Annotated in this window: 10 protein-coding genes and 2 riboswitches; of the genes, 4 read left to right on the top strand and 6 right to left on the bottom strand. The window is 71.7% G+C overall.

What is annotated here, in order from left to right; translation table 11 throughout:
• Positions 1-10 precede the first annotated feature (10 nt).
• Positions 11-934 carry an SDR family NAD(P)-dependent oxidoreductase gene (locus AB0M70_RS01405; protein ID WP_365816237.1) on the bottom strand — a complete coding sequence of 308 codons (924 nt, stop codon included), beginning with the start codon at positions 932-934 and terminating at the stop codon, positions 11-13.
• Between the two features lie 213 nt (positions 935-1,147).
• On the opposite strand from AB0M70_RS01405, the gene AB0M70_RS01400 reads away from it, so the two are divergent.
• Complete coding sequence (locus AB0M70_RS01400) at positions 1,148-1,639, top strand: MarR family winged helix-turn-helix transcriptional regulator (protein WP_365815098.1); 492 nt, start codon at positions 1,148-1,150, stop codon at positions 1,637-1,639.
• A gap of 17 nt (positions 1,640-1,656) precedes the next feature.
• Here AB0M70_RS01400 and AB0M70_RS01395 read toward each other — a convergent pair whose 3' ends face one another.
• From AB0M70_RS01395 to aceA, 5 genes are all read right to left on the bottom strand, one after another.
• Complete coding sequence (locus AB0M70_RS01395; RefSeq protein ID WP_365815096.1) at positions 1,657-2,361, bottom strand: hypothetical protein; 705 nt, start codon at positions 2,359-2,361, stop codon at positions 1,657-1,659.
• A gap of 37 nt (positions 2,362-2,398) precedes the next feature.
• Positions 2,399-4,720 carry a 5-methyltetrahydropteroyltriglutamate--homocysteine S-methyltransferase gene (gene metE / locus AB0M70_RS01390; protein WP_365815094.1) on the bottom strand — a complete coding sequence of 774 codons (2,322 nt, stop codon included), beginning with the start codon at positions 4,718-4,720 and terminating at the stop codon, positions 2,399-2,401.
• 159 nt (positions 4,721-4,879) lie between these two features.
• Positions 4,880-5,098: riboswitch (cobalamin riboswitch) on the bottom strand.
• Positions 5,099-5,270: 172 nt separating this feature from the next.
• Entirely contained in the window at positions 5,271-6,140 is an 870-nt protein-coding gene (locus tag AB0M70_RS01385) for a 3-hydroxybutyryl-CoA dehydrogenase (RefSeq protein WP_365815092.1), read from the bottom strand.
• Positions 6,137-7,741 carry a malate synthase A gene (gene aceB, locus AB0M70_RS01380; RefSeq protein ID WP_365815090.1) on the bottom strand — a complete coding sequence of 535 codons (1,605 nt, stop codon included), beginning with the start codon at positions 7,739-7,741 and terminating at the stop codon, positions 6,137-6,139. The genes AB0M70_RS01385 and aceB overlap by 4 nt, the downstream gene beginning before the upstream one ends.
• 48 nt (positions 7,742-7,789) lie before the next feature.
• Positions 7,790-9,079, bottom strand: coding sequence for an isocitrate lyase (gene aceA, locus AB0M70_RS01375; protein WP_365815088.1), 1,290 nt, complete (start codon positions 9,077-9,079; stop codon positions 7,790-7,792).
• A 212-nt stretch (positions 9,080-9,291) separates the two neighbouring features.
• Here aceA and AB0M70_RS01370 point away from each other — a divergent pair, with 212 nt between their 5' ends.
• The 3 genes from AB0M70_RS01370 (at position 9,292) to AB0M70_RS01360 (ending at position 12,472) form a co-directional block, all read left to right on the top strand.
• Positions 9,292-10,695, top strand: coding sequence for a short-chain fatty acyl-CoA regulator family protein (locus AB0M70_RS01370; protein ID WP_365815086.1), 1,404 nt, complete (start codon positions 9,292-9,294; stop codon positions 10,693-10,695).
• 74 nt (positions 10,696-10,769) lie between these two features.
• The gene (gene tsaD, locus AB0M70_RS01365) at positions 10,770-11,834 is read left to right on the top strand and encodes a tRNA (adenosine(37)-N6)-threonylcarbamoyltransferase complex transferase subunit TsaD (protein WP_365815084.1); all 1,065 of its coding nucleotides are present in this window, start codon (positions 10,770-10,772) and stop codon (positions 11,832-11,834) included.
• Entirely contained in the window at positions 11,834-12,472 is a 639-nt protein-coding gene (locus AB0M70_RS01360; RefSeq protein ID WP_365815081.1) for a GNAT family N-acetyltransferase, read from the top strand. Before tsaD ends, AB0M70_RS01360 begins: the two co-directional genes overlap by 1 nt.
• Positions 12,473-12,557: 85 nt before the next feature.
• Positions 12,558-12,742: riboswitch (cobalamin riboswitch) on the top strand.
• Positions 12,743-12,754: the final 12 nt, after the last annotated feature.

Below are 12,754 nucleotides of genomic sequence, written 5' to 3'. Positions count from 1 at the left end.
TCCAACTCCCTCACGCGCCGGGGATCTTGGGCGCGGGGATGCCGACCGGCTCCGGGGTGCTGCCCACCGAGGTGTGCCAGGCGGCGGCGATGGACTCCGGGGTCCAGCCGCCGTCCGCGTACGCCACGGAGGACTCGCGCGGATGCGACCACAGGGTGAGCCGGTCGCCGCCGATGCCGACGCACTGCCCGGTCACGTCACGGGCGAAGCCGGAGGCCAGGAACGGGACGAGCGCGGCGCAGTCGTCGGCCGTCCCAAACCCCTCGCCCTTGCGGAGGAAGTCCGGCAACGGCTGCCCCTCCTTCATGGCCTCGATGTACGGGGCGAAGGCGGGGATGGTCTCGGTCATGGCGGTGGCGGCCACCGGCACGATCGCGTTGACGGTGACGTCGGCCCTGGCCAGCTCCATCGACCACGTACGGACCAGGGCCGCGATGCCGGCCTTGGCGGCGGCGTAGTTGGTCTGCCCGAAGTTGCCGCGCTGCCCGGCGGGGGAGCCGACCAGGATCAGACTGCCGCCCTCGCCCTGCTCCCGCATGCGTACGGCGGCGGCGCGGGCGCAGGTGAAGGTGCCCCGCAGGTGGGTGGTGAGGACCGCGTCGAAGTCGTCGTCGGTCATCTTCCACAGCACCCGGTCGCGCAGGATCCCGGCGTTGGTCACCATCACGTCGAGCCGCCCGAACTCCGCGACGGCGCGGGCGACCAGGCGCTCCGCGGCCTCACTGCTGCCGACCGCCGCCACCTCCGCGACGGCGCGCCCGCCCGCTTCGGTGATGGTCTTGACGGCCTGCTCGGCCGCCTCCTCGTCGACGTCGTTCACCACCACGGCGGCTCCGGCGCGAGCGAGGGCGGCGGCGTAGGCGAGGCCGAGGCCGCGCCCTGATCCCGTGACGACGGCGACCTTGCCGCTCAGGTCCACGGTGTATGAGTCCAGCACTGGGAAACCCCTTCAACGCGCAGCGAATACACATGGGTTGGCGGGCGGAGGCGGTGGGCCTCGGCCCGCAGAAAGGAAGCTAAGTCAAACCATTGTTGTCGTCAATGATTGTTTCCAACATCGATAATGCGGCATGCTGGACACTGTCAGCACGACCGCCGCCGGTACCGCTGTACGCCCGCGAACCACCGATCAGGGAGAGCACCCCACATGACCAGCCGGAAGACCACCGCCGAGCCCGTGGAGGAAGGGTCCGTGGACGAGAGCGCGCCCTGGATGCGGGGCCTGCACGCCGACGCGGGCTACCTGCTCTACCGCCTGGGCCTGCGCTCGGGTCAGCTCTTCAACGCGGCGCTCCAGAGATCCGGGCTACGCCTGCGCCACTACGCGCTGCTGCGCTACCTGGCCACCGTGGAGGGCGCGGCCCAGCGCGAACTGAGCCAGGAGCTGGGGTACGACCCCAGCGCGATCGTCGGCCTGGTCGACGACCTGGAACGCCTCGGCTTCGTCGAACGCCGCCCCGCCCCCGACGACCGCCGCCGCCGCATCGTGGCCCTCGCACCCGCAGGCCACGACTTCCTGCGGGACTCGGACGAGGTGGCGCGGGGGGTCACCGACGAGCTTCTGGCTCCGCTCGGTGCGGAGGAGCGGGAGATGTTGCATGGGCTGTTGTCCCGGGTGGCTCATGTGGAGGGGGGCTGAGGGGCCTCGGGCGGAGGTCAGTCCGGATCGTCCAGCAGAGCGTCTTCCTGGCGGTCGAGCTCCCGGCCGGCGGTGTTGCCGGAGTGGTTGCTGCGCACGATGGCCATCGTCTGTTCCACCCACGCCTCGCCCGGATGACGGCCGATGGCCCGCCACTCGTGGAGCACGGTGCGCAGGTAGCGCTCGATGAAGTCCTGGAACTCGGGCTGAGCACCGGGCAGGCTGTGCAGCGCCATGTGCAGTGCCGTGCGGTGCAGTTCCGATGGAGGGGCGGCGGATTCCTCGTGCCGGGCGGCCCAGAGCTTGAGCAGCACATGGGCCGCCGAGACGCTGTGGTCCTCCCAGTAACCGGCGAAGTCGGTCACGGCCATGCCGAGATGCGCCTGACACAGGGGCTCCAACGCGTGCTGCATGATGTCCCGGTCCATGTCACACAGCAGGCGGTTCTCCCGACGCCATGGTTCGTCGCCTCCCCTCATCCAGGAGAGGTGCCCACGCTGGTCGTCGCCGGGCGCCATGCCGTAGGTCCAGTACGGGTCGACCGCCGGGGTGGCGGGAGGGGCGCCGGACTCGATGTCCGCCAAGGTGAGGCGTACGTCCTTCCGCTCCCCGAGCCAGGTGCGCTCCAGGTCGATCGCCCTGCTGAACGTACGCCACCGGTCGCCTCCCGGATCCGTGTCGGAACGGCCAGCGTTTCCATCATGGCGGAGCGGGGCGGTCATTCATCCGGAAATGGCCGCCCCGGCCCGCACCGCGCGGTCAGGAACCCGAGGGAAGTTCCGCCCTCACCTCCCGTGCCGCCGCGACCAGGTTCTCCAGGGACGCCTTGGTCTCGGGCCAGCCTCGGGTCTTGAGGCCGCAGTCCGGGTTCACCCACAGTCGGTCGGCGGGGATGGCCTCAAGTCCCTTGCGCAGCAGGGCTGCCGCCTCCTCGGTGCTCGGCACGCGCGGGGAGTGGATGTCGTAGACGCCGGGGCCCGCCTCACGCGGGTAGCCGTGCTCGGCCAGTTCGCGTGCCACCTGCATGTGGGAGCGGGCCGCCTCCAGGCTGATGACGTCGGCGTCGAGGTCGTCGATGGCCTGGACGATGTCACCGAACTCGGCGTAGCACATGTGCGTGTGGATCTGCGTGTCCGGTCGCACGCCGCTGGTGGTGAGGCGGAAGGATTCCGTGGCCCACTCCAGGTACGCGGCGTGCTCGGCGGTGCGCAGCGGCAACGTCTCGCGCAGCGCGGGCTCGTCGACCTGAATGACCGACGTGCCCGCGGCCTCCAGGTCGTCGACCTCGTCGCGCAGGGCCAGGGCGACCTGACGCGCGGTGTCGCCCAGGGGCTGGTCGTCGCGGACGAAGGACCAGGCGAGCATGGTGACGGGGCCCGTGAGCATGCCCTTCACGGGGCGGTCCGTGAGGGAGTTGGCGTACGACGTCCAGCGCACCGTCATCGGCTCGGGCCGTGAGATGTCGCCCGCGAGGACCGGCGGGCGTACGTAGCGGGTGCCGTACGACTGGACCCAGCCGTGTTGCGTGGCGAGATAGCCGGTGAGCTGTTCGGCGAAGTACTGCACCATGTCGTTGCGTTCGGGCTCGCCGTGCACCAGGACGTCGATGCCCGCCTTCTCCTGGAAGGCGAGGACCTCGCGGATCTCCGAGCGGATGCGTTCCTCGTAGCCGTCCGTGTCGATGCGGCCCGCCCGCAAGTCCGCGCGCGCGGTGCGCAGTTCGGTGGTCTGTGGGAACGATCCGATGGTGGTCGTGGGCAGTTGTGGCAGGCCCAGGCGCGAGCGCTGGGCCGCCGCGCGCACCGGATAGGCGTGGACGCGGCGGGCGTCGGCGTCCGTGACGGCGGCGACACGGGAGCGTACCGCCGGGTCGTGGGTGAGGGCCGAGCCCGAGCGGGACGCCAGATCGGCGCGGTTGGCGGCCAGTTCGGCCGTGATGGTGTCCGTTCCCTGGGCCAGGGCGCGCGCCAGTGTGGCGATCTCGGTGGCCTTCTGGTGGGCGAAGGCAAGCCAGCGGGCCACCTGCGGGTCGATGTCCCGTTCCGCGTCGGCGTCCAGCGGGACGTGCAGCAGGGAGCAGGACGCGGAGACGTCGACCCGGTCGGCGAGGCCCAGGAGCGTGCCCAGGGTGGAGAGGGACTTCTCCAGGTCGTTGATCCAGATGTTGCGGCCGTTGACGACCCCCGCGATCAGGCGCTTGCCGGGCAGCCCGCCGACGGCGGCGAGGTCCTGCAACTGGCCGGCGGCGGCCTCCGTGAAGTCCAGGGCGAGCCCCTCGACGGGTGCCTTGGCCAGCACGGGCAGGGCATCGCCGAGCCTGCCGAAGTAGGAGGCGACGAGGAGCTGCGGGCGATCGGTGAGGGCGCCCAGGTCACGGTAGGCGCGGGCGGCGGCGTTGAGCTCGGCCGGGGTGCGGTCCTGGACCAGGGCGGGCTCGTCGAGCTGCACCCATTCGGCGCCCGCGGCGCGCAGGTCGGCGAGGACTTCCGCGTAGACGGGCAGCAGGCGGTCGAGGAGCGTGAGCGGCTCGAAGTCGGCGGCCACGCCGGGCGCGGGCTTGGCGAGCAGGAGATACGTCACCGGGCCGACAAGGACAGGGCGTGCGGCGAGGCCGAGCGCGACGGCCTCCTTGAGCTCGGTCACCTGCTTGGCGGAGTCGGCGGTGAAGACGGTGTCGGGGCCCAGCTCCGGTACGAGGTAGTGGTAGTTGGTGTCGAACCACTTGGTCATCTCAAGGGGCGCCACGTCCTGGGTGCCGCGGGCCATCGCGAAGTAGCCGTCGAGGGGGTCGGTGTCGACGGCCTCGCGGTGCCGCCGCGGGACGGCGCCGACCATGACGCTGGTGTCCAGGACATGGTCGTAGTACGAGAAGTCGCCGGTCGGCACTTCGTGGATGCCGGCGCCGGCCAGATGCTGCCAGGTGGACCGGCGCAGCCGTGCCGCGGTCTCCCGCAGGGCGTCGGCGCCGACGCGGCCCTTCCAATAGCCTTCGACGGCCTTCTTCAGTTCCCGGTCGGGGCCCTGGCGGGGGTAGCCGTACACGGTGGCCCGTGCTGCCGCGGCTGCGGACTTCGCTGTCACGGAAATCTCCTTCGCGAGATGACTCCTGAGCATCCCGGGGACGGGACACGGACGCGAAGGGATGACGGACCGGGCGGACGTACGCGCCGATCGCGCGGTGCTCCACCTGATCTGTACGCCGACCCGCCCACGAGGTCACCGGGATGTCCGCACATGAGGGATCACATGCGGGCAACGGGCAGGTCTTCGGACTCGCGGGCACATCTGCCGGGGCAGACACCTACTGGCCGTCGCTTCCCGGGCCCGCGCTCGGACCCAGTGCGTATGACGGCGGTCGTTCCCACTCACCGCTGCGGGGCAGTCCCGGATTCCCACCGGGTTCCCTCTTGCGACGCCTCTGCCTGGCGGACAGGGCGAACCAGCTGCACGGATCAGGCTAGAGGGTAGGTGGCCTCTTGGGCAGTACTGATCACATTCCGGACCGTGAGCTGAGACACGGACCCATACCGGCGTGGGACGCGCGAAGGGGCGCGGAACAGATCACCACTCTGTTCCGCGCCCCGCTCACAGCAGCCGCGGGCCCCTCGGCCCGGCGGCGGACCCGGGCCCCTCAGCCCCGGTCGTAGAGGTGGAACCCGCGCCCGCTCTTGCGGCCGAGCAGCCCCGCTTCGACCATGCGCAGGAGCAGCGGTGGCGGGGCGTAGAGGGGTTCCTTGAACTCTGCGTAGAGAGATGCCGCGATGGAGGCGACCGTGTCCAGGCCGATCAGGTCGGCCAGCTTCAGCGGGCCCATCGGGTGCGCGCAACCCAGCTCCATGCCCGCGTCCACGTCGGCGGCCGTGGCGAAGCCCGACTCCGTCATCCGGATCGCGGAGAGGAGGTAGGGCACGAGCAGCGCGTTGACGACGAAGCCCGCCCTGTCCTTGGACCGTACGACCGTCTTGCCCAGCGTGTGCGTGGCGAAGTCCGTCACGGCGGCGACGGTCTCCGCGGCCGTGTGCAGCGAGGAGACGACCTCGACCAGCGGAAGGACGGGGGCGGGGTTGAAGAAGTGCAGGCCGAGGACGCGGTCGGCGCGCCGGGTCGCCATGCCCAGACGCATGACGGGGAGGGAGGAGGTGTTGGTGGCCAGGATCGCGTCCGGGTCCTCGACGATCTTGTCGAGGGCGGCGAAGATCTCCGTCTTCGCCGCGGTGTCCTCGACGACCGCCTCGACGACGAGCTGGCGGTCGGCCAGATCGTCGAGGCTGCCGGTGAAGACCATGCGGGCCAGCGCGTCCTCGGCGCCGATGCGGTCCAACTTGCCGCGCTGTACGGCACGTTCGAGGCTGACGGCGACGCGCTCGCGGGCGGCGCGGGCGGCGAGCGCGTCGGCCTCGCAGACCACGGTGTCCAGACCGGCGCGGGCGCACACCTCGGCGATTCCGGCGCCCATCTGACCGCCGCCCACCACGCCGACCCGGCGGATGGCCGCGGTCATGACTGACGCTCGGGGCGGTCGGCGAACGGGCGGCGCACGAGGTGGCGACTGTAGGCGTCCGTGGTGAAGAACGCGGGCAACTCCCGCCCCAGAGCGGTGCGTTCGAAGATCTCGCGGATTTCGCCGAGGGGCGCCCATGGGTACTGCGCGCCCAGCGCGGCCAGCTCGTCCTCCACCAGATCGAGCACGGTCGCGCGGTCGACGACGCGGTGGCGCAGCCACTGCCAGATCTGCACCCGGGCGATCTCGGCCGTGGCCGCGTCCTCCATGAGACCGTCCACGGCGACGGCTCCCTGACCGTGCAGCCACGCGGCGAAGTAGCGCAGGGCGACCGCGATGTTGGTGCGTACCCCCTCCGCGGTGGGCGGCGCGCTGATGCGCCGTACGGACAGCAGTCGCGCGGCCGTCACCTCGACGTCGTCGCGGGTGCGGTCGAGCTGATGCGAGCGGGTGCCGAGCACCCCGTCGAACACCTCGCGGCAGACGGGGACCAGTGCGGGATGGGCGACCCAGGAGCCGTCGAAGCCGTCCTCGGCCTCGCGTTCCTTGTCGAGCCGCACGGTGGCCAGGGCCGCCCGGTGCGCGTCAGGATCTCTGCCGGGCACGTGGGCTGCCATGCCGCCGATCGCGTGGGCACCTCGCTTGTGGCAGGTGCGGACGAGGAGGTCGGTGTACGCGCGCATGAAGGGGGCGGTCATGGTGACCTGCGCCCGGTCGGGCAGCAGGAAGTCCGTGCGGTGCCCGAAGGTCTTGATGAGGCTGAACAGGTAGTCCCAGCGGCCCGCGTTGAGACCTGAGCTGTGCTCGCGCAGCTCGTAGAGGATCTCCTCCATCTGGACGGCCGCGGTGATGGTCTCGATCAGGACGGTGGCCCGGATGGTGCCGCGGGGAATGCCGGCGAGGTCCTGGGCGAGGACGAAGACGTCGTTCCACAGCCGTGCCTCGTCGCGGTTCTCCAGCTTCGGCAGATAGAAGTACGGGCCGTGCCCGGCGTCGATCTGCCGCTGGGCGCAGTGGAAGAAGTAGAGCCCGAAGTCCACGAGCGAGGCGGGCGCGGGCCTCCCGTCGATCTCCAGGTGCTCCTCGGTCAGATGCCAGCCGCGCGGACGGACGACGATGGTCGCGACCTGCTCGCCGAGCCGGTACCGCTTGCCCCGCGGCGTGCTGAAGTCGATCCTGCGCTCGATCGCGTCGAGCAGGTTCAGCTGGCCGCCGATGACGTTGTCCCAGGTGGGCGAGGTGGCGTCCTCGAAGTCCGCCATCCACACCCGCGCACCGGAGTTGAGGGCGTTGACCGTCATCGCACGCTCGGGCGGCCCGGTGATCTCCACACGGCGGTCGGTGAGGCCGGGCGCCGGGGGCGCGACCCGCCAGGAGTCGTCCGCCCGGACGCGGGCGGTGGCGACGGAGAAGCCGAGCGGGGACCCGGAGGCGAGCCGGGCCCCCACCCGTGTGCGCTCCTTGAGGATCTCCAGGCGGCGTTCGGCGAAGGCGTCGACGAGGCGGCCGACGAACTCCAGCGCTTCGGGGGTGAGGATCTCGTCCTGCCGGTCGGTCTTGCCGAGGACCTGGGCGCGGCTGGTCGGAGCGGAGATGGACATACGGGTCTCCTCGGGAAGGAACCGGACGGACCGGAAGAAGCCGACGGACTAGTGGAACTGCTCTTCCTCGGTGGACCCGGCGAGCGCGGTCGTCGACGAGGCCGGGTTGACGGCGGTGGACACCTGGTCGAAGTAGCCGGTGCCGACCTCGCGCTGGTGCTTCACGGCGGTGAAGCCCTGCGCCTGGGCGGCGAACTCGCGCTCCTGGAGGTCGACATAGGCGGTCATGCCGTGCTCGGCGTAACCGCGGGCCAGGTCGAACATGCCGTGGTTGAGGGAGTGGAAGCCGGCCAGGGTGATGAACTGGAAGCGGTAGCCCATGGCGCCCAGCTCACGCTGGAACTTGGCGATCTGGTCGTCGTCCAGGGCGGCCCGCCAGTTGAAGGACGGCGAGCAGTTGTAGGCGAGCATCTGGTCGGGGTGCTCGGCGTGGATGGCCTCGGCGAACTCACGGGCCTGCGCGAGGTCCGGGGTGCCGGTCTCGACCCAGATGAGGTCCGCGTACGGGGCGTAGGCGAGGCCGCGGGCGATGACGGGTTCCATGCCGCCGCGCACCCGGTGGAAGCCCTCGGCGGTGCGCTCGCCCGTCACGAACCGGGCGTCGCGCTCGTCGACGTCGCTGGTCAGCAGGTTCGCCGCGAGCGCGTCCGTACGCGCCACGATGAGCGTCGGGACGTCGGCGATGTCGGCGGCCAGACGTGCCGCGTTGAGGGTGCGGATGTGCTGGCCGGTCGGCACGAGGACCTTGCCGCCCAGGTGACCGCACTTCTTCTCCGAGGCCAGCTGGTCCTCGTAGTGGATGCCCGCCGCGCCCGCCGCGATCATCGCCTTGGTCAGCTCGAAGGCGTTGAGTGCTCCGCCGAAGCCCGCCTCGGCGTCGGCGACGATCGGCGCCAGCCAGTCGGTGGTGTCCTCGCCGCCCTCGGCGGTGGCGATCTGGTCGGCGCGCAGCAGCGCGTTGTTGATCCGACGGACCACCTGCGGGACCGAGTTGACGGGGTAGAGCGACTGGTCGGGGTAGGTGTGCCCGGCCTGGTTGGCGTCGGCGGCGACCTGCCAGCCGGACAGGTAGATCGCCTGGAGGCCTGCCTTGACCTGCTGGACCGCCTGGCCGCCGGTCAGTGCTCCGAGCGCGTGGATGTAGTCCTGCTCGTGCAGTTGGCGCCACAGGCGCTCGGCGCCGCGTCGGGCCAGGGTGTGCTCCTCGCGGACGCTGCCGGAGAGCCTGATCACGTCGTCGGCGGAGTAGGTGCGTTCGATGCCCTGCCACCGGGCGTCGCTCGCCCACCGCTGAGCCAGCTCCTGGGCCGTTGTCGTCTTCGTGCCTGCCTGTGCCATGGCCGTCTCCCGGAGATGCGTGAACTGTGCGAATGTGTGGCACTGAGTGCCGAACTGAAGGTGGGGTGCGGCCCGTCGGCGGAGCCCGGCGGGCCGCGGTACGACTCTGGCATCGGCACTCAGTGCCAACAACCGGGGAAAGATGCCAAGTTCTGCGCATCTTTCCTCGCCGTATTGCCAACGTTGCTAAGGCGACCGGACAGGAGCCACGGGTGAGCAGGACGTACGCGGGTGCGCGGCTGCGCCGACTGCGGGAGGAACGCCGCATGAGCCAGGCCGACCTGGCTCGGGCGCTGGCCATCTCGCCGAGCTATCTGAACCAGATGGAGCACGACTCCCGGCCGCTGACCGTGCCCGTACTGCTGCGTCTCACCGAGGCGTTCGGCGTCGACCCGGGCTTCTTCTCGGAGCGCGACACCAGCCGTCTGGTGGCCGACCTGCGCGACGCCCTCACCGGCGAGGTGTCCGCGGGCCGGGTCTCCGCGTCCGACCTCTCGGACCTGGCCTCGCGGATGCCCGCCGTGGCAACGGTTCTGGTGGACCTCGGCCGCCGCAACCAGCACCTGACCGAACAGCTCTCCGAGGCCGCGGAGGGGCGGGGGCCCGGCACGGTGGCTCAGCCGCGCTCCGCGCACGAGGAGATCCGGGAGTTCTTCTACCGGCGCCAGAACTACCTGCACGACATCGACCTCACCGCCGAGCGGTTCGCGGACGAGATCGGACTGCGACCCGGCGAGGTCGTACGCGCCCTGTCCGCACGCCTCGCCGAACGGCACGGGGTGCGGCTGGCGGCGGACGCCGGTCAGCGCCTGCACCACTACGACCCCACGGCCAGGGTCCTGCACCTCTCCAGCCGGCTGCGCCCCGGCCAGCAGGCGTTCCGGATGGCCACCCAACTCGCCCTGCTCGAACACGCGGACGCCCTCTCCGCGCTCGCCTCGGAGGACTTCGGCGAGGAGACCGCGGCCTGGCCGCTGGCCCGCATCGGCATCGCCAACTACTTCGCGGCGGCGCTGATCCTGCCCTACCGCCGCTTCCACGCGGCCGCGGAGGAGTTCCGTTACGACATCGAGCGGCTTACCGACCACTTCGGCCTCGGCTACGAGACCATCTGCCACCGCCTCAGCACCCTGCAGCGGCCCCGGCTGCGCGGAGTGCCCTTCTCGTTCGTGCGGGTCGACCGGGCGGGCAACATGTCGAAGCGGCAGTCCGCCACCGCGTTCCACTTCTCCCGCGCGGGCGGCACCTGCCCGCTGTGGAACGTGTACGAGGCGTTCGCCGCGCCCGGCCGCATCCACGTCCAGGTCGCCGCGATGCCCGACGGCCGGCGCTTCCTGTGGACCGCCCGCGCGGTCACCCGGCACCGCGGCGGCTGGGGCGAGCCCGGCAAGACGTTCGCCATCGGCCTCGGCTGCGAAATCCGCCACGCGGCGCGGCTCGTCTACTCCGACGGACTCGACCTCGACAGCGCCTCGTCCGCGGTGCCCATCGGCATGGGCTGCCGCCTCTGCGAACGCACCGACTGCCCGCAGCGGGCGGTGCCTCCGCTGGACCGCCGACTGGCGATCGACGAGAACAGCAGCACCTTCGTCCCCTATCCGGTGGCCGGGCCCTAGGTCTTATTGCACATCACTTGCAACTACACTCATTGTGCAGAAAGTGCGGGAGACCTGTACGTGAGGAGACGCCGGTGGCCGCGGGGCGCATTGTGCTGGGGATCGAGTCGTCGTGCGACGAGACCGGGGCGGGGATCGTGTCGGAGGGGCGGCTGCTCGCCCATGTGGTCGCGTCCAGCATGGACGAGCACGCCCGGTTCGGCGGTGTGGTCCCCGAGATCGCCGCCCGCGCGCATCTGCATTCCTTCACCCCGGTCGTCCGGCGCGCCCTCGACCAGGCGGACCTGAAGCTGTCCGACATCGACGCGGTGGCCGTCACCACCGGGCCCGGCCTGGCGGGCGCGCTGCAGGTCGGCCTCGCGGGAGCGAAGACCCTGGCCCGCGCGCTCGACGTCCCGTTGTACGGGGTGCACCACCTAGCCGGCCATGTCGCCGCCGACACGCTGGAGCACGGCCCGCTGCCCGACCCCTGCGTGGTGCTCATCGTCTCCGGCGGGCACACGTCCCTGCTGCTCGTGCGGGACCTGGCCCGCGATCAGATCGTGCACCTGGGGGACACCCTGGACGACGCGGCGGGCGAGTGCTTCGACAAGGTCGCCCGGGTCTTCGGCCTGCCGTACCCGGGCGGCCCCGCCATCGACCGTGCGGCCCGGGACGGCGACCCGCGCGCGGTGGCCTTCCCCCGCCCGCTCACCGGGCCGAAGGACGCCCCGTACGCGTTCTCCTTCTCCGGCCTCAAGACCGCCGCCGCCCGGTGGGCCGAAGCGCACGCGGGCCGTGCGCTGCCGGTGGCCGACGGCGCGGCCTCGCTCCAGGAGGCCGTCGCGGACGTCCTGACCCGCAAGGCGCTCGCCGCCTGCCGCGACCACGGGGTCACGACCCTCGTGGTGGTCGGCGGGGTCGCCGCGAACTCACGGGTGCGGTCGCTCGCGGAGGAGCGGTGCGCGGCAGCCGGCGTGCGCCTGCGCGTCCCCCCGATGACCCTGTGCACCGACAACGGAGCGATGATCGCCGCCGTCGGCGATCTGCTCGTACGCGCAGGGGCCGCGCCCGCGCCCCTGGACGTGTCGATCGACCCGTCCGCCCCGCTGGAGTACGCGGCCCTGCAGCCGGGAACGGCCCCGGCGAAGGCGGCCTGATGACGGCGGTCGTCCACGTCCTGCGCGGCGCGCAACTGCTCGCGCACACCGACGCCTTGCGCACGGTCTACGCCGAAGCCTTCGGCCCGCCGCCCTGGCACGAGGACGAGGACCGGGTGGCGCAGTTCCTGGTCCGGCTCGGCGGCGACGTGCGGCGTCCCGGCTTCACCGCGGCCATCGCCCGGCATGGGGCGGACATCGCCGGATTCGCCACCGGGTGGATCACTCCCGACCCCTTTCCCGCCGACCGCTGCTATCCGCAGGCGGCCGCCGGACTCGGGGCCGGGCGCGCCCTGTCGTGGCTGTGCGGCGCGCGTGAGATAGACGAACTCGCCGTACGTCCCGGGGCGCAGGGGACCGGGGTCGGGGCGGCCCTGCTCGAGGCGGTGGCCGCGGGCGCACCCGACGGCCGTGCCTGGCTGCTCACTTCGGTCCGGTCGACGCAGGGCATGGGTTTCTACGGCCGCCAGGGCTGGACCCAGGCGACCCACCCCTCACCCGACGGCAAAGGCGTCGTCGTCTTCCTCGGGCCCCGCCACCCCGCCAGGACCCTCGCGGTGTCCTGCGGCACAGAAGGGGCGACCTCCCGGGGAGCGGGGCGTACGCCGGGCGCGCACGGGCCGGTGCACATGGGCTGACCAGGGGCGTACGCCCTGGTCATGTGCGCTCGCGCGTGCCACAGGTCGAGCGGTCCCGCAAGTTGTCAGGTCACTGGATTCCGCACTAGGGTCACCACGCCTTGGTGCTCGGGAAATCGGTGTGATGCCGGTGCGGCCCTCGCCACTGTGATCGGGAAGTCCGGCTCCAGCCCTCGCGGCAGCCACTGGGCGCAACACGCGCCCGGGAAGGCGGAGTCCGGTCGGTACGACCCGTCAGCCAGGAGACCGGCCAAGGCGCGTTGTCCATCCACGAGGTGCTGG

The sequence above is a fragment of the Streptomyces sp. NPDC051214 genome, assembly GCF_040682375.1.
Lineage (GTDB): Bacteria > Actinomycetota > Actinomycetes > Streptomycetales > Streptomycetaceae > Streptomyces.
The sequence above is the reverse complement of the archived record's forward strand: the minus strand, read 5'-3'. Positions and strand labels throughout refer to the sequence as shown.

Excerpts from the sequence above, each read along its gene's own strand:
- AB0M70_RS01385 (WP_365815092.1), bottom strand. The coding sequence starts at position 6,140 with ATGACCGCGGCCATCCGCCGGGTCGGCGTGGTGGGCGGCGGTCAGATG.
- AB0M70_RS01395 (WP_365815096.1), bottom strand. The coding sequence starts at position 2,361 with ATGACCGCCCCGCTCCGCCATGATGGAAACGCTGGCCGTTCCGACACG.
- aceB (WP_365815090.1), bottom strand. The coding sequence starts at position 7,741 with ATGTCCATCTCCGCTCCGACCAGCCGCGCCCAGGTCCTCGGCAAGACC.
- aceA (WP_365815088.1), bottom strand. The coding sequence starts at position 9,079 with ATGGCACAGGCAGGCACGAAGACGACAACGGCCCAGGAGCTGGCTCAG.
- AB0M70_RS01360 (WP_365815081.1), top strand. The coding sequence starts at position 11,834 with ATGACGGCGGTCGTCCACGTCCTGCGCGGCGCGCAACTGCTCGCGCAC.
- AB0M70_RS01400 (WP_365815098.1), top strand. The coding sequence starts at position 1,148 with ATGACCAGCCGGAAGACCACCGCCGAGCCCGTGGAGGAAGGGTCCGTG.